Origin of the sequence: Streptosporangium sp. NPDC002544, assembly GCF_040295965.1 — a bacterium.
In the GTDB taxonomy this organism is placed as follows: domain Bacteria; phylum Actinomycetota; class Actinomycetes; order Streptosporangiales; family Streptosporangiaceae; genus Streptosporangium.
In genome coordinates this window covers 127,517-145,727 of record NZ_JBEOWJ010000015.1, presented here as the reverse complement: position 1 = coordinate 145,727, position 18,211 = coordinate 127,517, and the positions used below count along the sequence as shown (strand labels likewise).

General features: G+C 67.0%; 22 protein-coding genes and 2 pseudogenes. 15 read left to right on the top strand and 9 right to left on the bottom strand.

Features of this window, described 5'->3' with window-relative positions; all coding sequences use genetic code 11:
• The first annotated feature begins 28 nt into the window (after positions 1 to 28).
• The 4 genes from ABT061_RS23535 to ABT061_RS23520 all read left to right on the top strand — a co-directional run bounded on the left by ABT061_RS23535 (position 29) and on the right by ABT061_RS23520 (position 2,156).
• Positions 29 to 724 (top strand): DUF6461 domain-containing protein, encoded by a 696-nt coding sequence (locus tag ABT061_RS23535; RefSeq protein WP_350921448.1) that lies wholly within the window; start codon positions 29 to 31, stop codon positions 722 to 724.
• 173 nt (positions 725 to 897) lie between these two features.
• A complete protein-coding gene (locus ABT061_RS23530; protein ID WP_350921446.1) occupies positions 898 to 1,152 on the top strand; it encodes a hypothetical protein in 255 nt (84 codons plus the stop codon).
• Between the two features lie 216 nt (positions 1,153 to 1,368).
• On the top strand, positions 1,369 to 1,716 hold the full coding sequence (locus ABT061_RS23525; RefSeq protein ID WP_350921443.1) for an Imm8 family immunity protein: 348 nt from the start codon (positions 1,369 to 1,371) through the stop codon (positions 1,714 to 1,716).
• A gap of 293 nt (positions 1,717 to 2,009) precedes the next feature.
• A complete protein-coding gene (locus ABT061_RS23520) occupies positions 2,010 to 2,156 on the top strand; it encodes a hypothetical protein (RefSeq protein WP_350921441.1) in 147 nt (48 codons plus the stop codon).
• Between the two features lie 32 nt (positions 2,157 to 2,188).
• Here the strand turns inward: ABT061_RS23520 and ABT061_RS23515 are convergent, their stop codons facing one another.
• Both ABT061_RS23515 and ABT061_RS23510 read right to left on the bottom strand, forming a co-directional pair.
• Positions 2,189 to 3,448, bottom strand: coding sequence for an MFS transporter (locus ABT061_RS23515; protein WP_350921439.1), 1,260 nt, complete (start codon positions 3,446 to 3,448; stop codon positions 2,189 to 2,191).
• Positions 3,449 to 3,522: 74 nt separating this feature from the next.
• Positions 3,523 to 4,188: an ArsR/SmtB family transcription factor gene (locus tag ABT061_RS23510; RefSeq protein WP_350921436.1), complete on the bottom strand. Its 666-nt coding sequence runs from the start codon at positions 4,186 to 4,188 to the stop codon at positions 3,523 to 3,525.
• A 69-nt stretch (positions 4,189 to 4,257) separates the two neighbouring features.
• Here ABT061_RS23510 and ABT061_RS23505 point away from each other — a divergent pair.
• Both ABT061_RS23505 and ABT061_RS23500 read left to right on the top strand, forming a co-directional pair.
• Positions 4,258 to 4,588, top strand: a pseudogene (locus tag ABT061_RS23505) (transposase); the annotation flags it as partial.
• 11 nt (positions 4,589 to 4,599) lie between these two features.
• Positions 4,600 to 5,025, top strand: coding sequence for a hypothetical protein (locus ABT061_RS23500; protein ID WP_350921434.1), 426 nt, complete (start codon positions 4,600 to 4,602; stop codon positions 5,023 to 5,025).
• A gap of 256 nt (positions 5,026 to 5,281) precedes the next feature.
• On the opposite strand, the gene ABT061_RS23495 is transcribed toward ABT061_RS23500, so the two are convergent.
• The gene (locus ABT061_RS23495) at positions 5,282 to 6,058 is read right to left on the bottom strand and encodes an ankyrin repeat domain-containing protein (RefSeq protein WP_350921432.1); all 777 of its coding nucleotides are present in this window, start codon (positions 6,056 to 6,058) and stop codon (positions 5,282 to 5,284) included.
• Positions 6,059 to 6,427: 369 nt separating this feature from the next.
• Between ABT061_RS23495 and ABT061_RS23490 the strand changes: the two genes are divergently transcribed.
• The 4 genes and pseudogenes from ABT061_RS23490 to ABT061_RS23475 all read left to right on the top strand — a co-directional run bounded on the left by ABT061_RS23490 (position 6,428) and on the right by ABT061_RS23475 (position 7,755).
• Positions 6,428 to 6,604 (top strand): hypothetical protein, encoded by a 177-nt coding sequence (locus ABT061_RS23490; RefSeq protein ID WP_350921430.1) that lies wholly within the window; start codon positions 6,428 to 6,430, stop codon positions 6,602 to 6,604.
• A gap of 57 nt (positions 6,605 to 6,661) precedes the next feature.
• Positions 6,662 to 6,916, top strand: a pseudogene (locus ABT061_RS23485) (DNA polymerase beta superfamily protein); the annotation flags it as partial.
• A gap of 103 nt (positions 6,917 to 7,019) precedes the next feature.
• Positions 7,020 to 7,439: a phosphatase domain-containing protein gene (locus ABT061_RS23480; protein WP_350921428.1), complete on the top strand. Its 420-nt coding sequence runs from the start codon at positions 7,020 to 7,022 to the stop codon at positions 7,437 to 7,439.
• A 127-nt stretch (positions 7,440 to 7,566) separates the two neighbouring features.
• Entirely contained in the window at positions 7,567 to 7,755 is a 189-nt protein-coding gene (locus ABT061_RS23475) for a hypothetical protein (RefSeq protein ID WP_350921425.1), read from the top strand.
• A gap of 181 nt (positions 7,756 to 7,936) precedes the next feature.
• Here the strand turns inward: ABT061_RS23475 and ABT061_RS23470 are convergent, their stop codons facing one another.
• Positions 7,937 to 10,051, bottom strand: coding sequence for a TerD family protein (locus ABT061_RS23470; RefSeq protein WP_350921424.1), 2,115 nt, complete (start codon positions 10,049 to 10,051; stop codon positions 7,937 to 7,939).
• A 465-nt stretch (positions 10,052 to 10,516) separates the two neighbouring features.
• Positions 10,517 to 10,720: a hypothetical protein gene (locus ABT061_RS23465; protein WP_350921422.1), complete on the bottom strand. Its 204-nt coding sequence runs from the start codon at positions 10,718 to 10,720 to the stop codon at positions 10,517 to 10,519.
• Here ABT061_RS23465 and lgt point away from each other — a divergent pair.
• The 3 genes from lgt (at position 10,704) to ABT061_RS23450 (ending at position 13,041) form a co-directional block, all read left to right on the top strand.
• Positions 10,704 to 11,564 (top strand): prolipoprotein diacylglyceryl transferase, encoded by an 861-nt coding sequence (gene lgt, locus ABT061_RS23460; protein ID WP_350921419.1) that lies wholly within the window; start codon positions 10,704 to 10,706, stop codon positions 11,562 to 11,564. The genes ABT061_RS23465 and lgt overlap by 17 nt on opposite strands.
• A gap of 762 nt (positions 11,565 to 12,326) precedes the next feature.
• On the top strand, positions 12,327 to 12,515 hold the full coding sequence (locus ABT061_RS23455; RefSeq protein WP_350921417.1) for a hypothetical protein: 189 nt from the start codon (positions 12,327 to 12,329) through the stop codon (positions 12,513 to 12,515).
• Between the two features lie 298 nt (positions 12,516 to 12,813).
• Positions 12,814 to 13,041 carry a hypothetical protein gene (locus ABT061_RS23450; RefSeq protein WP_350921416.1) on the top strand — a complete coding sequence of 76 codons (228 nt, stop codon included), beginning with the start codon at positions 12,814 to 12,816 and terminating at the stop codon, positions 13,039 to 13,041.
• Positions 13,042 to 13,080: 39 nt separating this feature from the next.
• Here the strand turns inward: ABT061_RS23450 and ABT061_RS23445 are convergent, their stop codons facing one another.
• Together ABT061_RS23445 and ABT061_RS23440 are read right to left on the bottom strand one after the other, a co-directional pair.
• Positions 13,081 to 13,881, bottom strand: coding sequence for a methyltransferase domain-containing protein (locus ABT061_RS23445; protein ID WP_350921413.1), 801 nt, complete (start codon positions 13,879 to 13,881; stop codon positions 13,081 to 13,083).
• 59 nt (positions 13,882 to 13,940) lie between these two features.
• Positions 13,941 to 14,525, bottom strand: coding sequence for a hypothetical protein (locus tag ABT061_RS23440; RefSeq protein WP_350921411.1), 585 nt, complete (start codon positions 14,523 to 14,525; stop codon positions 13,941 to 13,943).
• Positions 14,526 to 14,742: 217 nt separating this feature from the next.
• On the opposite strand from ABT061_RS23440, the gene ABT061_RS23435 reads away from it, so the two are divergent.
• Complete coding sequence (locus ABT061_RS23435) at positions 14,743 to 16,074, top strand: S8 family serine peptidase (RefSeq protein ID WP_350921408.1); 1,332 nt, start codon at positions 14,743 to 14,745, stop codon at positions 16,072 to 16,074.
• A gap of 157 nt (positions 16,075 to 16,231) precedes the next feature.
• On the opposite strand, the gene ABT061_RS23430 is transcribed toward ABT061_RS23435, so the two are convergent.
• Positions 16,232 to 16,621 (bottom strand): hypothetical protein, encoded by a 390-nt coding sequence (locus ABT061_RS23430; RefSeq protein WP_350921406.1) that lies wholly within the window; start codon positions 16,619 to 16,621, stop codon positions 16,232 to 16,234.
• 266 nt (positions 16,622 to 16,887) lie between these two features.
• Positions 16,888 to 17,478 carry a tyrosine-type recombinase/integrase gene (locus ABT061_RS23425; protein WP_350921403.1) on the bottom strand — a complete coding sequence of 197 codons (591 nt, stop codon included), beginning with the start codon at positions 17,476 to 17,478 and terminating at the stop codon, positions 16,888 to 16,890.
• Positions 17,479 to 17,689: 211 nt separating this feature from the next.
• On the opposite strand from ABT061_RS23425, the gene ABT061_RS23420 reads away from it, so the two are divergent.
• Positions 17,690 to 18,052, top strand: coding sequence for a hypothetical protein (locus tag ABT061_RS23420; protein ID WP_350921401.1), 363 nt, complete (start codon positions 17,690 to 17,692; stop codon positions 18,050 to 18,052).
• The last annotated feature ends 159 nt before the right edge of the window (positions 18,053 to 18,211 follow it).

Sequence of the window (18,211 nt, the reverse complement as noted above, 5' to 3'; positions counted from 1 at the left end):
TATGTGGCCGTGTCCCACGCACCTGGCCTTGTACGACGAGACGGAAGAAGGCTGCAGTCACCGAATTCCTGTCGATCCGGTCATCGATGGAACGAGCCATCCTTCTGAAGGCACGGTGATCGTCGCTGACGAACGCGGAGCGACCACGGACGTTTACGCATGGTGGAGTCATTCTGGATGGGCACCGGCAGCGTTCTGCTTCACCTTCATAGCCGACCTCGCGCCCGAAGACGTGCTACGCCGGTTGGGATTGACCGAGGACCCCGAACAGCAGGGTTTCGCCACCATCGAAGTTGGCCGCGCCGTCGGTGGATCGATCATGGTGGAGTGCGGCCATGCCGGGATTTTGCGCGATGTGGTGCACGCCCTGTCGCCTGGTACGTCGATCGCCAGCGTTGAGCGCAATGTCAACTACCACTCCCACTTCGTCCATGCCGTGGACGGCCACATCGTCGCGCGGCTGGACCCGATGTACGCCCACTGGAGCGACAGCACCGACCCTGAACGACTGAAGGAGGACCTCGAAGAACTGGGGATGATCTGGGATTTCGACCCGGAACGCGAGGTCTTCCCGCCTTACATCGAGGGCGCTCTGGCGCTCGCTGAACGACGCACCGGCGTCCGACTGGAACCCCGCCACCTCCAGCCCGGCGCCTTACCTCACCGCGCCTCCATCGCCGGCTACTACGAAAGCCCTCAAGGCACATTTCCCGAGCTAGCGTGACATCGGTGTGTGCGACTCGGGTGACAGAAGATTCGGCTGGAGAGGCATTCGCATGCCTAGATTCATGAGCTCGCTCGGGTTGCAGTCGACGCTACGGCGGAACTATGTGGATGGTTGGGTGGAAGGTATCCATGTCAGAGTCAACAAGAATCGATGTAGAGCAGCTTAAGCGGGTGTTTGAGGTGCTCATAAATCACGTAACCGAAGAATCCCGCACCGAGATAGCTATCTCCAACGAATATTTCTGGTCGGTTCCATCACCTGAGATTTACGACGCGTACGAGCAGCCGACCGAGCTCACCATCGGACAGATTTCCGAGTCGTGGGACAATCTGCAAAGGATGGTCGGAGACGACGGCGTGATCGGGTGGGGGCTGGTGTGGCTCGGTGACATTCTCCGGGCCATCGGTCACGAGACGGTTGGCTGATCGCCCAACGGTGCGCCGATCAGAGTGCAGATGCAACGCTCGCGTGCCCGATGCGTGCCCGATCGCCAGGTGATCAAGGGGGAACCACGGGGAGCCGCGAGCAATTCACCGACTCCCCCGCAGGTCACCGCTTCCCCAGGTCAGGGGCCATGATCTCGAAAGGCTTCCCAAGCCGACAGCTCTCCTCCGCGTTGCCGGCTGCGCGATCATTGGGTGATGAGAGCACGCGTGCCCCTATTCCGCTGGCCGGATCTTGAACCCCATGGCATCGACGATCCCGCCAACGCGTGCGAACTCCTGGAGATGTACGTCGGTCCGCAGAACGAGCCGGGTGACGAGCAGTTCCAGATCACCGTGTGCACTCCATCCGCCCTTGCCGAACAGTTGCGCCATCACCACTTCCTCATCGGCCGGCACTACCTCTTCGTTCGCGAGCTGCGTCCCGCCGAGGTGACGCGCTGGTTGAGCGACCGTATCGCCGTACTGGAGGCCCCGACATGGGGCGAACTCGCTGAGAAGATCGGCCGGATCGGGTTGTGGGAGTTCGAGGACTACGAGGACTGACGCTCTGATCCGGGTTGCAGTTTGGGTTGCAGTTCACCGCCGTACCGGCGGACCGGGGAGGGGGTGTTGGTTCAGGTGGGACTGTCCTGAACGATGGCCTCCCGAGCTGCTAATGCGGTTTGGGTAGTGAACCGCGCCAGAGCACACCAGCGGTCAGGAGGCATGTTCGGGCTGTCCATGGGCCGATGCTGTTGTCGAGGTGCTCGTTGTCGCTCCGCCCGCGTTCTGGTGAGCAGGTCCCTTCCCTGACTGTGCAGGTGGCACGGGCGAGTAATCCGGGTGGTACGACGGCGATGTGGGTGAGGGGCCGGCTGGACGGGCTGTGGCACGAGGACTTCGCCGGCTGGTACCCGCGTGACGGGCGTCCCGGTCTCTCGCCCGCTCAGCTGCGTCCGCCGCACGACCCGAATGCGGCCGACGAAAGCGCCGAGAACGTCTGAAGGCCCCGGGGACACTCTCCTCCGCGGGAGCGTCATGTCGCTACATCCGCACCGCATTGTGAGGCGTCTTCCTTGGAGTGTGGCTTCAGGCCGCCCCGCCCACCCGTACGGTCCATCTCGCGCCACTCCGGCCGCAGTCCCGCCAGGTTCGTGGTGAGAAAGTACGCGGCCCCGCAGACGAGCAGTACCGGCGCGAGTCCGACAGCGGCCACCGCCGCCCCAGCGAGCAGGCCGCCGAGAGGGATCCCGGCCCAGCCCAGCGAGTCACCGAGCGCGTTGACCCGGCCAAGCATGCGGCGCGGCACCCGTTCGAAGAGGACGGCCCCCAGCACTGGGTTGATGAAGCCGGCACCGAACCCACTGACGGCAAAGACGGCCAATACCACCCCCAGCGGGGCGTCGAAGGCGAGGATCAGGAATCTCGGCGCCCCGGCCAACAGGAATCCGATGAGAACCACCGCCCTGCGGTTCAGCCTGTGCGCGGCCGCCGCAGCGATCAGGCTCCCGGCGACCGCCGCGGCTCCCATCACACTGCCCATCAGGCCGATCGCAGTCGGCCCGTTACCGGACTCTTTGGCCCAGACGGGGATGAGCACCGAGTTGATCGCCGCGTCCAGCAGGTTGGTGATCCCCACCATGACGATGACGGTGAGCAGCAACGGCTCGCCGCGAAGGAAGGTGAAGCCCTCGCCGAATCGTCGCCAGTAGCCCGGTCCCGTTTCGTCTTCCTGTGACGAGGCTTCCACGGTTGCGTGCCCCATACCGCGAGGCAACGCCAGTCCGATGATCACTGATCCGAGAGCAAAGCAGCCCGCGTTGACGACAAGCCCTGTCAAAGGGCCGAGCAGCGCCACCAGCGAGCCGCCGACTGCTGGGCCAACGGTGGAAGCAAGCCGCTCGATCACGCCGGACAGACCGGTGGCCCGCTCCAGCGGTACCCCACCGCGCTCAGCTGCTTCCGGCACCATGACTTCCTTGGCCAGGTCGCCTGGGCCACGGGCCGCGCCAATCACCGCGACCAAGACCAGCAGGAGCGGAAAAGACAGTAGGTGCAGGGCGTGGAGCAGAGGAACCATGGCAGCGGCGGCCGCGCTGACCAGATCCGTGGTCCAGGAAACAGGCCGTGGGCCGATCCGGTCCACCAGTGGCCCGGTGAACGCCTTGACCACCACATATGGAGCCATCTGAAAGAAGGCGACCAGCCCGGTCTGGGTGGCGCTGCCGGTCGTCACGAGCACGAACCAGGGCAGTGCCACGGCCGAGATCCGAGTACCGGTCAGCGACACGGCCATGGCCGCCAGCACCCCACCCAGCGGCTGTAAGGACCGCCTGCCGGATATGCGGTCAGCGCCCGAAACACCCTCCCTCAAGACCTCTCCGTTCCTAACGCATTCTCGGGACCGGCATGAACTGCCGCCGCTGCGGGCGCGTCCAGCTCAGGCAGGACGTAGGTGATAAGGGCGACCCGTTCGGCTCCCTCGGGGGCCCTCGCCGCCATCTCCGGCGTATCCCGCCGGTAGCGGGCGATGACGTCCCGCAACTCCCGGTACAGAGCGGCGGTCTCCTCGGGCGTGAGCCGAAGGGCCCAGTCGCTCATGTCGAAAGAATCCCGCCACGCGCGAGGCATCGTCTGCAGTTCGTTCAGCGCCTGCTGAGTGCGCAGGGTGTAGATGGCGGCGACAGACTGCAGGTAGGCCAGTGCGGCCTCGGGCTCTCGCTCGGCCAGGTCCGGGTCGTTGAACCAGGTCGTCCGGTGTACCGAGCGCCACCAGCGCTCTCGCGCGTTACCGCGTTCCGTGTCCTCCTCGACAAAACCGGCCGCGCCGAGCTGACGCAGGTGGTAGCTGGCCGTGCCGGAATTCACGCCCAGCCGTTCCGCGAGGCGGGTAGCCGTGGACGGGCCGTACTTCCGCAGCAGCCCGACCAACTGCACGCGTACCGGGTGCGCCAAGGCGCGCAGCCCCTTGGCATCCAGAACAACCGCGTCCGCTTCGGTTTGCGGACCATCCAGCTTCACTCTCGGGTCAGTCATACCGTCCACCCTAAACCGCAAAGACTTCTTCGCGAAGAAGTCTTTGCGAAGAAGTCTTTGCGGTTTAGGGTGGATCGAGGACGACCTGGATCCAAGCACCGCCTGATCGTGGATGCGCACGGCGCCCCACTGGCGGCATCGGTGACCGGCGGCGACCACCACGGCGTCACGCAGCCGTTTCCCCTGCTGGACAAGGTTCCGCCCATCCGCGGAGTGCACGGCCGTCCCCGGCGCCTGTACGCCGATCGCGGCCATGCCCCCCCCCAGCCACCGCCGCCACCTGCGCACGCGCGGGATCACGCCGGTCATCGCCCGCCGCGGCACCCCACGTGGCTCCGGGCTGGGCGCCATCCGGCGGGTGGTCGAGCGGACCTTCACCTGGCTACATCAGTTCAAACGGAAGCATTCAGCATGACCCGGGCTGGGTGTGCCGACCAGGTCGACGCCGCCTTTGATCGAGGCGATCCTCTGGTCGGGGTGGCCGTGATCGGGTTGTCCCTGTGTCATGACGACGCCGAGGTCATCGCTCCCCGGGCTCGCAGGGCCATCGCCTCCGGCGAACAGCAGCTTCGCTGCCAGGGGTTGACCACCGTGTCACACATGGTCCGCCGTACCGGTGAGATCGATGACGTGACGCTGGAGACTCTCCGGCCGCTTCTGTACGACCTGAACCCTGTGGTTCGCGAACACGCGGGCAGCATCGTCGCCGATGTGTGGATCTTCGTCCCGCATCCCCGTCTACCGGCTTGGTTGAGCAGGCGACAGAGACTACAGAGCATCAAATGGTGGTTCGTGATGAGGCGGACCGGCATCGGCCTGTACTTCCGCCGACCTTGAACGAAGGCCACCTGCCGTTGATCTCGCGAAAAGCGCTTTTCAAGATCCGGAACATGTACGGATCGACCTCCCCCCTCCCATGAAGGTCACCCGATTTACCAGCAGGTCAACATGCCGCCAAGCCAAGAAGCAGCGTTCCACTTCTAATCCGACGGTCGCAGACATCCGATCTGCCTAAGGCGTCAAGTCCGTCATACGGTCCGCAGGCGTGGGATCAGTCGGTGCGTCACGTCGTCGTTTCCCGGTCCCGAGAGCGCTATGGGCGGTTGACGTAGCTGGCCGTCCAGGTCTCCAGGAGGCGGATGATCTCGGCATGGCCGGTGCCGAGCTGTGACTCCGAGCGGAGCCTGCCCGTGTTGTCGCGCACTTCAGCCACGATCCGCACGTCGCCCCCTTCAGACTCCTCGCGACGGACGGTGATCTGCGCTCCCTGTGGGGAGTGTTCCGTGGCCCGCGCGAGCACCTCCGCCTCGATGTCGCGACCGGCGTAGCGCTGGGCGAGATCGAGGGGGCGTCGGTCCTGGCCGTCGGCCAATGCGGGGTTCGCCCCATGGTCGAGCAGGGTCCTGACCACGGCCGTCGCGCCGCGCTCGGCGGCATGAGACAGGGCGGTGCGCCCGGCGGAATCATCGAGGTCGGGGTCGGCGCCCCGGTCGAGCAGTGTTCTCACGACAGCCAGGTGCTCGTTCGACGCCGCCCAGTGCAGGGCCGTCATCGCGGTCCTTTCGATGTCCTCTCGCCGGTCGGGATCGGCGCCGGCGTCGAGCAGCGCGATCACCGCTTTGAGATGTCCCCAGGCCGCGGCGGCACACAGGGGCAGCCCTTCGCTGTCGCCCCCGCTCTCCCGGTCGGGATCGGCGCCGGCCGCCAGCAACATCCGCACGATGCCCGCGTCCCCCTGCACGGCGGCTTGATAGAGGGCCGTGCTGCCGTCCTCGTTGGGCTCATCCGGGGACACAGCACCGTCCAGCAGCCTCCTGACTCCCTCGGCCTCCCTGATTGCCGCCGCCGATACCAGGTCGTCCTTCATCATGCGGCCCAGTCTGGATGGCAGTGTCCTCGTGATCCATCGGTTTTCGCCGGACAGACCGGTTCGGGCGATAGGAAGGTGGTGGAGGGCTTAGCGGGCCTTCACGCCACGCGTTGAGTGCGCGGCGGGAAGGCCGCGTATTCGTCGTGAGCCTTCCGCTTTTGCAGGCAGCCGAGCATCCGGTTGAAAGTGTTACGCAGCGCGCTGGAGTGCCGATCGCCCTCAGCGCGCCGATGGTCGTAGTGGGCTCTGGGACCCGGTGCTCGCAGGGAGGCAAAGGCCCAGACGTAGCCGACGGCGGCCAGGCGTTCTCGGCGTCGAGATCATCGGAGCCCTGCCCGGAGCCGCCATCGCCACCCCCGAGGAGACGCCGTGACCTGGTTTCATCGGCACCGTATGCAGGCCGTGGACGTCAGACACGACACGTACACCATCGGCGGCGGCCAGGTCACCCTGATCTTGCACCGATGCCAATGCGGTAAACACGACACCGAGGCCATCACAGGCCACTGGCCAGCCGAACGATTCCTGCCCGTGAAGGAGGTCTGACCGTTGACCACCGCCCGCGAGGTGGCAGGCTGGCAGCCAGCCCCCCCAGGAGGACATGTGAGCTGGACCAAGCATTCCACCCCCGAGTTCCAGGCCATCGCCGACACGTTGACGATCCTGCGCTGCCAGGTCGGCTCAGGCGTCCACGGCACGAACATCATCGGCACCGACGACCGAGACGAGATGGGCATCTGCCTGGAGCCACCCGACTACGTGATGGGCCTCAACCGGTTCGACCAATACGTGTTCCGCCCCCAACCCGAAGGCGTCCGCTCCGGTCACGGTGACCTGGACCTGACCGTGTACAGCCTCTCGCCGTCACCTCCGACCTGCCCGACCAGCCGGACATGAAGCGGGTCAACCAATGGAATGTGGAGGCATACGCCAAGTGCTGGATGCAGGAGTGGCTGAAGCCATGAGTAAAGCTCTGTGGATCGTCGACCTCGACGGCACCCTAGCCCTCCGAGGAGACCGGAACCCCTACGACTGGCACCGGGTAGGGGAGGACACACCAAACCCGCCCGTCGTCGCTGTCGTTCAGGCGCTGATCCTCGCCGGACATCCGATCGCCTACGTGTCCGGACGCAAGGAACAGTGCCGCCGCCAAACGGAGATGTGGCTGGCCGCCAACGTCGGCCACCTCGACGACGCCGAGGGCCTGTGGATGCGCGACGACCACGACAACCGGCCCGACGTGAAGGTGAAACGCGACATCTACCAGCGGAACTTCACCCTCAGAAAGATCGCTGGGGTCATTGACGACCGCGCGGGCGTGGTCAAGATGTGGCGTTCACTGGGCCTGACCGTCCTCCAAGTCGCCGAAGGAAACTACTGATGAGCGCCCGCGGCATCACCGAGGAGGACCGTTGAGCAAGGACATGCTGTCCTGGCTCCGTCGTGAGGTGGAGGCGAGACTCGCCACAGTCCGCGCCGCAGCGGACAAACCTTTCTAGGAGCCGGGAATGACGTTGTTCATCACCACCAAAGCCAGCGACTACTACCACCTGACCGAGTGTTCAGGGTTCCAGGCAGGTCGCCGCGGCAGCGAACAGGCCGGATACACGCTCCACGACATCCTGGAAACGAGCGAGGCGGGCGCCCGCGCAGCAGGTAAAAAGCCATGCAAGCAGTGCGTAGCCGACCGGTCGTGAGGAAGGCCCGAGGACTAGAAGCGCCAGTAGACCCGCTGGGGGTCTACCTGGAATCGAACCAGGGTAGAAGGAAGCCCTCGAATGGCCTCACGACCGGAACACGAGGAAAGCGGGAAGGCTAGATACTTTTCCAAAAAAGGTGAGAAGGAAGCTCTCCCATGGCCTCGCGATCTTCACACTATCAGGCGGGGATCAGCTCGTGCAGCGTCCCAGGCGTGTACACCCGCGCGCCCTTCGGTAGATCGGCCGGCACCTGCAAGCCGATGTAGGTGGTGTGCTCACCCGACGAGCCCTTCTGCCGCAGCAGATCGGCCAGGTATCGGACCCGCAGGTGGTCGCGCTCGACGATTGAGCGCACCAGGAGAGAGGCCGTGACGCGGTTACCTTCCACCTGGTTGAAGCCGGGGTGGCCCTTCAGGTAGAGGTGCAGCCACTTCGCCCGCCAGGCGCCGTCGTCACCGCGCAGGAAGACAAGCGGGAGGGCGACGCGGCCTGAGCCACGCAGGTCGGACTTCATCCGTACCGTGCGCGGCTCGAACGGCAGGCCCTCCTGCTCGGCGTCCCTGCTCATGAAGCCGAAGAACGCCTCGGCCGCTTCGTCGAACGCTTCGCCGGCGTAGATGTTCACCTGCGGAATGATGATCGACCGGGTCGCCTGGGCAAGACGGATGTTGATGAACTCCGACGCGCCGCAGGACGCCTCGGTGAGGTCGCCGGAGTATTCAGCGAAGCCGTTGCGGTAGCTCGTCCACGAGATGTGCTCAGGATTGCCGTAGGAGGCATCCAACATCAGGGCCGACAGGTCGTAGTCGGTGCGCCGCTCGGCCTGTCGCCAGTAGACGAAGAACCGCAGCAGCTCCCCGTCCACCGCCGACAGCGAACCGCGCGGCAACATGCCAAGCCCAGGCGCGACGGCCTTGCCCGACAGCGGCAGGGCGACGTCGAGCGCCTCGGGATCAACGATCAGCTCGCCGAGGTCGGGAAGCCGCCGGGTGATCTCCTCGTCCAGGATGGCCGCCGCCCGCGACACGACGCTCTCCTCGATCGGGGAGCGGGCATCAGCCGTCGCCCATGCCCGGCCGTGCCGGTTGGCGAAGACACGCCCGGCGGCCGGCGCGAGCCGGTTCTGCAGGTGCTCACGCAACGACAGCAGCACCCGGCCGGAAGCGCCCACCGCGGCCTTCTCAGCGGCGTCCAGCACAGCCGAAGCCGACGTGCCGGTCCGCAGCAGGTGATCGAGACGGCGCAGCAACGCGCCAGGCGCCTTCCCCAGCAGCTCGACCGCGTCGCCGGTACGGCCGGCCGACAGGGCCGCCTCGACGCGGCTGTCGAAGCTGCGCGCCGGACGGACGCCGCGGGCGACCTCAAAGACCTGGACGGCGCGCGGAAGGTGCGGGTACTCGTGCGGGTGCAGCCGCTCGCCGAGCCGCTTCCACTGCTCCTGGTAGCGGGGCACGTCGCCGAGCTTGGCCGGCGTCGCGACCGCGTCCAGGGCCTGCAGGAGAGCGCGGCGCTCGGCCCGACGGAACGAGCGGAAGCGCGTCCGCTCGGACAGCGTGACGTCACCGCCGGAGCAGCCGCAGGCGAGCCGGAGCACGTCGGTCACCGTGTCCACGAGCAGCGGGCGCCCCGCGGCCAGGCGCACCTCGTTGATGATGGCGCGGTTCTCTCGCACCGGGATGCGTTCGGGCTCGTCGGCGCAGAACGCGGCCAGTGTGCGGAGCGCTGTCAGGTCCTCGGCGGACAGCGGCACTTCCGAGCCCGCCAGCGAGAAGTACAGCTCGCGCGCCTCCGACTCCAGGCTTCCGCCCAACTCCAGCATGGTCACCCGGTCGCCGGCCAGCGGAATCAGCTCGGCGTGAGCGGCCAGCAGGTCGGCGTAGGTGTGCTGGTAGTGGCCGTAGCCGGGCAACGCGAGCAGGTTGAGCGTCGCCGGCTGGACGCGCGTGGCGGCGACCGGGTCGAGCAGCGCCTCCCGCAGGAGCCCGACCCAGAACTCGATGGTGTCGGGGACGTTCTTGGGGAAGTTGAGGAAGTACGCGTTGTGCTGCACGTGGTCGCCGACCAGGTGGCGGACGGCCGCCAGGACCCGCACGCCGAGATCGACCACGGTTTCACCACGCAGCCTCGCCAGACGGTCGAGCAGGGCCGCCGAGCACTTGAAACCGACGCTCAACAGCGCGGCGTCGAGCTGGCGGGCGGCCACCTCTCCCCAGCCCGGGTGGGAACCGGCGGGAGCGTCGCCGATGGGGACGCGCAGCCGCCGGGCGATGACGAGGCTTTCCAAAGTGTCCACGGATGCACCTTATAGCCGAGACGCGTCTATGCTCTGCGGGTTTTCTGGGCCTGCACAATCAACCATCCGGTCTCGGCTAAAGGGGGCAATTCAATAACGCATCCCTGGAATGACCTCTGGTGTCTGAACGCTGAAACGCGAAAGGCGGCCCCCGCTCACGGGTCAGCTTCATACGCCCCTGAGGTGACCGGATCTTGCGGATCTCGAAGTCCATCGCACTCCCCGAGCCGGGGTGTTGCGACGACCGCTAGAAGGAAGGCTAGAACCCAGGCGGCGACACAGGGCCAGGTTTTCAGGCGGCGTCGACAACTGGGGGCGATCGACGGTCTGAGGCTTCGTCCCTCAGCCCCGGCCCACCGACGGCGAGGTTGCACTTTGGGTTGCAATACAGGGTCGTTCAGAACCGTTCAGGACGAACCGCGCGTTCCCTCTGACCTGCATTGAACGATCCAGAACAGCGCAAAATCAATCTTTTAATCCGTAGGTTCTGGGTTCGAGTCCCAGGCGTCCTACCATCTGACCTGCAGCCGTGGTCTTCGAGGCGATGAACAGGATCACTCGTCGTACGCCTGCCGCCAGGGCGGTGAAGGCATGCGAAATATGGACTTCAGTGGGATGTGTGATCGCGGCGGGCTGCACTAGATTGCCTGCCATGTCGCTTGCCAGCATTCCCAGTCCCTCCGAAGGGGTCTGGTATTTGGGACCGTTGCCCATCCGTGGTTACACGATCTGCATCATTCTCGGTGTCGTGGTGGCCGTCGTCGTCGCCGAGCGCCGCTGGCGGAATCGCGGTGGGGCGCCGGGAACCATGCTGGAGCTGGCGACGTGGGGGGTCCCGTTCGGCATCGTGGGTGCGCGGCTGTACCACGTCATCACCGACTGGCAGCTGTACTTCGGGCCTGATGCCCCCCACCGGCCGATCGACACGATCCTGATCTGGAGCGACTCCGGACCGGGCTGGCGCGGCCTGGGTGTCTGGGGCGCCGTCGCCCTGGGTGGGGTGGGCGTGTGGATCGCTTGCCGCCGCCGAGGCATCGCCTTGAGCGCGGTCGCCGACACCGTGGCCCCGGCCGTCGCCATCGGCCAGGCCATCGGCCGGTGGTGCAACTATTTCAACCAGGAGCTGTTCGGCGGCCCGACCGACCTGCCCTGGGGGTTGGAGATCGATGCGGGCCGTCCGGGGACCGTGCCGGGCGTCACCACCTATCACCCCACGTTCCTCTACGAGTCGCTGTGGAGCCTGGGCCTGGCGCTGGCACTGATCTGGATCGGCGGTCGCTTCGCGCTGCGGCACGGCCGGCTTTTCGCCTTGTATGTGGCGGGCTATACCGCGGGCCGGTTCTGGATCGAGGGCCTGCGCGTCGACCCGGCCAACGAGATCCTCGGGATGCGGCTGAACCAGTGGACGTCGATCGCTCTGTTCCTGGGCGCGATGGCCTATGTCTACCTGACCCGAAACAAGAGGTCCAAGGAGTCTCTGGGCGATGAACGGGTTCCCGCCGAGGTGAAGTGACCCCACGCGATGGCACCACCCGAATACGGCGGGCCTTGCCGTCACTGAGGCTTCTTCATCCTGATGGCCTGGTACGGGAGAAGCGGGTCAAGCCCGCGTTCCCGATCCACTTGCAATCGCCGGCCATGGTGGAGGTAAGGGTGACGTGCCAGGCCGACGCGCAGACGCCTGGGGCGAAGGCCTGCGCGGTGCCGGTGACGAGGAGCGTGGACGCTGCCGGCACGACGGCGCCGTTTTCCCGACACCCACGAGATCGACCTGTGACGCCCAGGTGAGCTTCGGGCACGCCCCGCACTTCCGCCCAGGCCGTTGCTCGCTCGGACCGGCCTTCCGGCCGGCGCGCCGGTTCCCGGGCCTGGAATTCGCCGTCTCCCCCCGTGGTTCGGTGGCGAACCGGTGCGGCCCCGGCCGAGCACCGGAACCGGCCGTACGCAAAAAAGTTGGACCTCCAGGTCTTCTGACCGGTGGGACGAGATGGGCGGCTAACGGCACCACCGGCCGGACCACCCGCACCCTCCGGTGTCGGACCGGTTTCTCCCCGGAGAGGTGGCCCGAACGGGGACGCGTGTTCGATACATAGCGGAAGCCCCTTCCCTTCGCGGCTCAGGCCGGACAGCTGCGGGAGTGCCCCGAACTCCAACGGCTGTCCGGATGTCGTCCCAAGTTGAACCAGCTCTCTCCAGGTAGTCGTATGAGTGCGCACAGCAACGGAGAGGTGACCCGCGACAGGCGGGCCACCCTCGCCCAAAGGAGAAGACCGCGATGAACCGCACCACGATCGCCGCTGGGCTGATCACTCTCGGCGCCGTCCTGGCCGCGCCCGCGCTAGCCGCCGGTCCGGCTCACGCGACGGCCTCCCCCTCCGACCCGTGGGACGGACTCGGGATCGGACTCGGGAACGGAATCGGGACCGGGATGCTCCTCGACTACGGCAACATCGGCATCCTCTAGGAGTAACCGCACAGGTCCGGAAATGCCGACGGCCTCGTTCCCCTCCAGAACGAGGCCGTCACCACGAGACGGCACCGCCGCCCGGTCGCCCGTCTACGGCGTCTCACCGGCGGCCGACGGCGGAGCACCCGACGACGGAGGGGGCGCTGGTCGCATCCATGCGATTCCCAAGCCGACAGCGCAGGTTCGATTCCCGTCCCCCGCTCGCAGCACATCCCCACCCGGTCCTTGATCATTCTGGTGGAGCTTGTCGATCCTCCGTCGCGAGCGTTCTCACCGGCGGCACATACTGGAGAAGATGAAGCCAGCCAACGGCGTACCCCGTCGTCACCTGCCCGCAAGCCCCTTCAAACCCCCGCCCCCGGCCCCGCCTGTCGAGCGGTTCAGTGTGAACGACCAGGTGACCCATGATCGATATGGTCTTGGCATCGTCACCGGTGTAGAGGACGAGATCGCCGTGGTCGTCGATTTCGGATCGCGACAGGAACGCGTCACGGCACCGTTCAAGAAGCTGTACAAACTCTGAGCCCGCCGCGCCGCGGGGGAAGCGCACAGCACGCGCTTTTCAGCACGTACGACGATGCGCGACTCGTAACTCGGTCAGATAGCGCTTGCTGATCCGGCCGCCGTGACGCTCGTCGATCAGAGACCCGATACAGCTCAGGAGATCAGCCCGCGCTCCGCTCTCCAGCGCTCGATGACCGGAGTAGGTGCGCAGCACGTCCAGATACCGTGCGGTCGAGTAGGACAGCTCCCATTCGTAGCGGCGGAAGACGGCCGGCCCGAACCGTGCCGACCGGTCCAGCTCCGCGCTGTCAGCGGGGATCTCCGCTGAGGCGTGCAGGCGCAGCCCCGGCGGGGTCGACGGGTCGAAGCGCTCATAACAGTCCTGCGCCTCACGGAAGAAGTCCTGGCTGCCACCGGCGACATGATGCGTGCTGATCGTGGCCAGCGCACCCCCGACGCGCAGGGCGTCGGCCGCCTTCTCCACCCGCACCGCCGGGTCGATCCAGTGAAACGCCGTCGCCGAGACCACGACGTCGAACGGCTGTCGCGGCAGCGGCCAATCCTCGAATGCCGAGTTCTCGACGGCGACCAGCGGGAAACGCGCCAGATTGCGGCGGGCGACGGCGGCCATCGACACACCGAGCTCCACCGCGGTGATCTGACATCCCCGCTCGGCCAGCGGCACGGTGGCCTGCCCCGTGCCACAACCGATCTCCAACACCCGGCATCCCGCACGGGCCCCGGCCAGATCGGCCAGATCGTCGAACAGCTCGGCCGGATAGCCCGGACGAGCCCGGTCGTACAGTTCGGCGTCCTCGGTGAAGGTCTCGCGCAACCTTTCCCGATCGCTCTTGGCCATGCTCGAAGGCTAACCCGCCTCCCGCGGATCAGCATCTGATTCCAAGAGCAAACCGGTGATCAGGCCGCTTCATCCAGCGTGTTCGTTCGTATGCCCGCACCGGGCGGACAGGCCTGAGTTCCTGGCCCCGGAACCGGGACACCGCCGTCTGCCGATCGTCGATCTCTCCACGCGGTCGAACCAGCCGGGCCCGGCCTGAGCGTCCCCGACGAGCAGGGCCGCCACCGCGGCAGCCGCCCCCCCGAGAGCACGACCACCATCGGCAATCGCTCCGCGGAAGGCGGTGCGGCGGCGCAGACGGCCAGGATCATCAGTCCGGCCGTCACCTGCACCATGTCGTGCAGGGCCTGATGGCTCGGGCTGTCCTGCCCCCCGGGCGATACCCAGCTGGCCACCAGCAGCAGAACCAGCAACACCACGATCGCGTGCTCGGAGCCGACCCAGACCCGCGGGGAGAAGGCCAGGCACATGACGGCCGTCACCAGCGCCAGCAGCGGGGCGCACCACCAGGGCAGCCCCGCCACGCCGCCGACGACGGCCAGCGGCACCATGAACAGGCCGCCTCGCCACGGGCGCCGTACCAGCGCGAGCCCGCAGACCCCGAGGGTCAGCAGGGCGGTCGACCACGGATACCACAGGCCCACTCTGAGGAGACGTCTGAGTCAAGGCACGACGCGATCGCGGACCCTGCGGCAGCGGATCGGAGCGCGGTGAGAATCCGGGCCGCCACCGGCATCGGTTGCCAGGTCATGATCAAGTACGGCAGGCTGAGAAACATCCCAAGCCGCAGAACTCCCGAGCCGGGGAAGCCGTATGTACATATCGAAGGCCTCGCGACGGCTGATTCGAGCCGGTGTGGCCGTGGCGACAGTCCTCTTTTCCTGCGTCGTCCCCGGTGTGCTCGCCACCCCCGCGCGGGCCGACACCGTTCGCGGGCTGGCCTGGCACCTGGACACCCTGCGGGTCGAGCAGGCGCACCGGTTGTCCAGGGGCAGAGGGGTGGTGGTGGCCCTCCTCGGCAGCGGCGTCGACGCCGACCACCCCGACCTCAAGGGACGCGTTCTTCGGGGCCGCTCCTACGACAAGGCCGCGGCGGCCGACGGCCGGGAGGACACCGGTGAGTATGGCCACGACACCGGAGTCGCCGGGCTCATCGTCGGCCCCGGCGGCAACGACATGCGTTCGCTCGGCATCGCGCCCGATGCCAGGATCCTGCCCGTCAACCTCGGCAGGTCACCCACCTCCGACACCCTCGACCAAGCCATCCGATGGGCCGCCGACAACGGCGCAAACGTGATCAACATCTCGGTGTCCTTGAACCACTGCTCTCAGGAGGAGTACGAAGCGGTCCGCTACGCGCTCCGCAAGGACGTCGTGGTCGTCGCGCCGTCGGGTGACCGCAAATACGGTGTCGGTGTCCAGTGCCCCGCCTCGATCCCCGGTGTGATCGCCGTCGCCGGTACGACCAGAACCGGAGGCGCCTGGTCCAGTTCCATAACTGGCCGTGAGCTGGCGCTCGCGGCTCCCGCCGTGAGAATCATCCATCCCGCGCCCCGGCGGATGTCGGACAATGGTTACCTCGTCAGCGACACCACGGGCAACGCGGCGGCGATCGTGTCGGGGGTGGCCGCCCTGGTGCGCGCGAAGTACCCCGACCTCGACGCGAACAACGTGGTCAACCGGCTGATCCGCACTGCGAAGGACCGCGACGACAAGGGTCGCGACATATTCTCCGGCTACGGTGTCGTCGATCCGGTGCGGGCCCTGACCGCCAGAACACGGCAGGTCGACGCCAACCCGCTCGGCACGCCCCCTGCCCCTGCCACCCCGACTCCCCTGCCCTCCCGGAGCGAGGCCGACGACGAACCCTTCATCGAGGTCACCGTCACCGATCCCGTCGGTGCCGCCATCCAGGTGGCCGTCATGGTGCTGATCCTGGTCGTCGTCATCGTCCTCATAATCCGCAACCGCCGCTGGCGGCGGGCAAGCATGGCCGGACCGCCGCACCCACCACACGGGACGCCACCCCAGCCACACGGAGCGCCGCCCCCACCGGGGCCGTACCATCCCCACCAGGGGTATCAGCGACCTCCACCACACGCGCAGCCTTCCGGACGACCGGCTCCACCACCGACGGGTCCGCCCCCATGGCAGGGCCTGCCACCGTCTCCTCCACCGCCACCGCGCGAATGAACGGATACGGAGAGCCGGGGCTGGCCGTACGGCCGAGCGACCGGGCCGACGCCAGGGCCATACGGAGACCCCGGCCGCGTCACGGCGCCGGAGCCGTCGACCGGAAACCCGCACCGGCGGGTGCCGACAGCCCGGGCAACCGCCCGGCAGGCGTTGGTCACTCGTCGGGCCGGGTTTCCCGGCCCGTGGCTTTGCGGGAAGCCGCGAGGAACGCGACCAGACCGACACCGAGAAGGACGGCGGGCAACAACATCACCGCGCCCACGGCCCACAGACCGCTGTCGTCCGACACCGCGGCGTCGATCGACCAGCACAGCCACATCACGCCCGCGACACTGATCGTGCCGATCTTCGGGAGGCCGAGCCTGCCGGCCAGGACGGCGAGGATTCCCAGGCAGGCCACCAGGCCGACCACCTGCCACGGCTCATAGGGGCCGCTGAGACTCCCGTCCGGCTCGACGACCCGTTCCCGGTCCCACCCCAGCCAGACGAGGTAGTTCAGCAGAGACGCCGCGGCCAGAGCCACACCGATCCAGGCAGTGGTCACACTGCCACGGGCAGGGGGGACGCCATCTTCCGCCACGATCTCCACGCTTTCGTCGGCGACGGTCGTCCACAAACATATGCGCTGCCGCGTCGCTTCTTGAAGGCCCTCCACTCGGGTCGACGCCACCAGGGGCAAAGATCCAGTAGCTATGAGTGCTCACCCGCCGGCGGCTGTCAGGCCCGAGTCTGCCTGAGTGACGGACTCGTTAAGAGTGATTAGTAGCTCTGGGTGATCCGTGTGGCACTGCGTGATCTAGCGGGTGGAGGTCACCGACGTCGGGCAGCCGGATCCCGGCCTTCTTGCCAGCGGGCGAGGGCCTCAGGGGAGACTCGCGCGTAGCGAGCGAGGGACACGACGGAGGTGTGGCCGGAGTAGGCGAGCAGGGTGGAGGTGTTGGCGCCGTCTTCGGCGGCGTGGGTCAGCGCGCTGTGGCGCAGTTGGTGCAGCCTCCAGGGGCCACCGGCCAGCCTGGCAGTGGTGGCCTCGAAGAGTTCAGCGGCGCGGCGGTAGGACAACCGCGCCCGGCCGCTGGCGGGATCGAGGTCACCGGGCGGCAACTGGACGCGGGCGCGGCGGTCGGTGAGGAAGACCGGGCCGACGCGGCGGCCCTCCAACAGTCGGGGCAGCAGCCGCGCGGTGGCCGTTTGCCAGACGATGACATCGACCGCACCGCCCTTGCGCCGTACCTTCGCGCGCCGGTTGCGCAGGTCGAGCTCGTCGGCGTCGAGGGCCAGGACCTCCTGCGCTCTGGCCGCGCTCTCATACAGCAGCCGAAACAGGGTGCGTTCGCGCAGGCCCAGGGTGGCGCGGTCTCGCGGGCCTTGAGCCGATGCACCGTCGCCACGAGGGCCTCCCAAGCGGCTATCGCAGATAAGCAGTGGGAGTCACCGGTTCCGCACGAAGGTGTTCTCCCAGGACGCCATTGACGTTATCGCAGATAATGCGCCCCTATCTGCGATAACGAGTAGAGACCATCGCCAGCCGTCGGCTACCGCCAAAATCCGGTCCGATCCTCCCCGAGGCCAAAACACGTGATCGTTGAGTGTGTCCGGGCGTGAAAATAGGCGTATGACCTACTATCTGATGGTTCGTTCCGATAAGCAGTTCAGTGAGGACGTTCCGTCGTCCGTACTGGTTGAGTACCTGGAGACAGAGTCCGGTCTTCACAGGACGGATGCATCCTCCTTCGGATCGAGGAGCGGCCTGCCCTGGCTTAACGTGGTGATCGCACGTGGCGACCCGAGTGGTAACTACGCGGCCTTCGCAGATCAGTTACCGCAGCGGGTCAACCTGGTGCAGCTGAACATATCGTCCTTGGACGGGAGCTACCCGTCCGCCCTGGAACTGGCCCAGCGGATCGCCGACCGGCTCGGCTGGCAGGTGATCGACGACGAGACCGAAGAGGTCCTCTACACCGCGCCGGCCAACTGACGCCCGGCAACCACGCATGAGAGCAGATCCGGGGTCGAGGAACAACGGGACAGTCATTAGCGGTACGGGCTGTTCGAGCAGGTCAGGGCGATGCACGACCAACAGTGTTGAGTCAGCTTTTCGGCCCGAACATAGCGGGACGGTCCGGCGTGATAACAC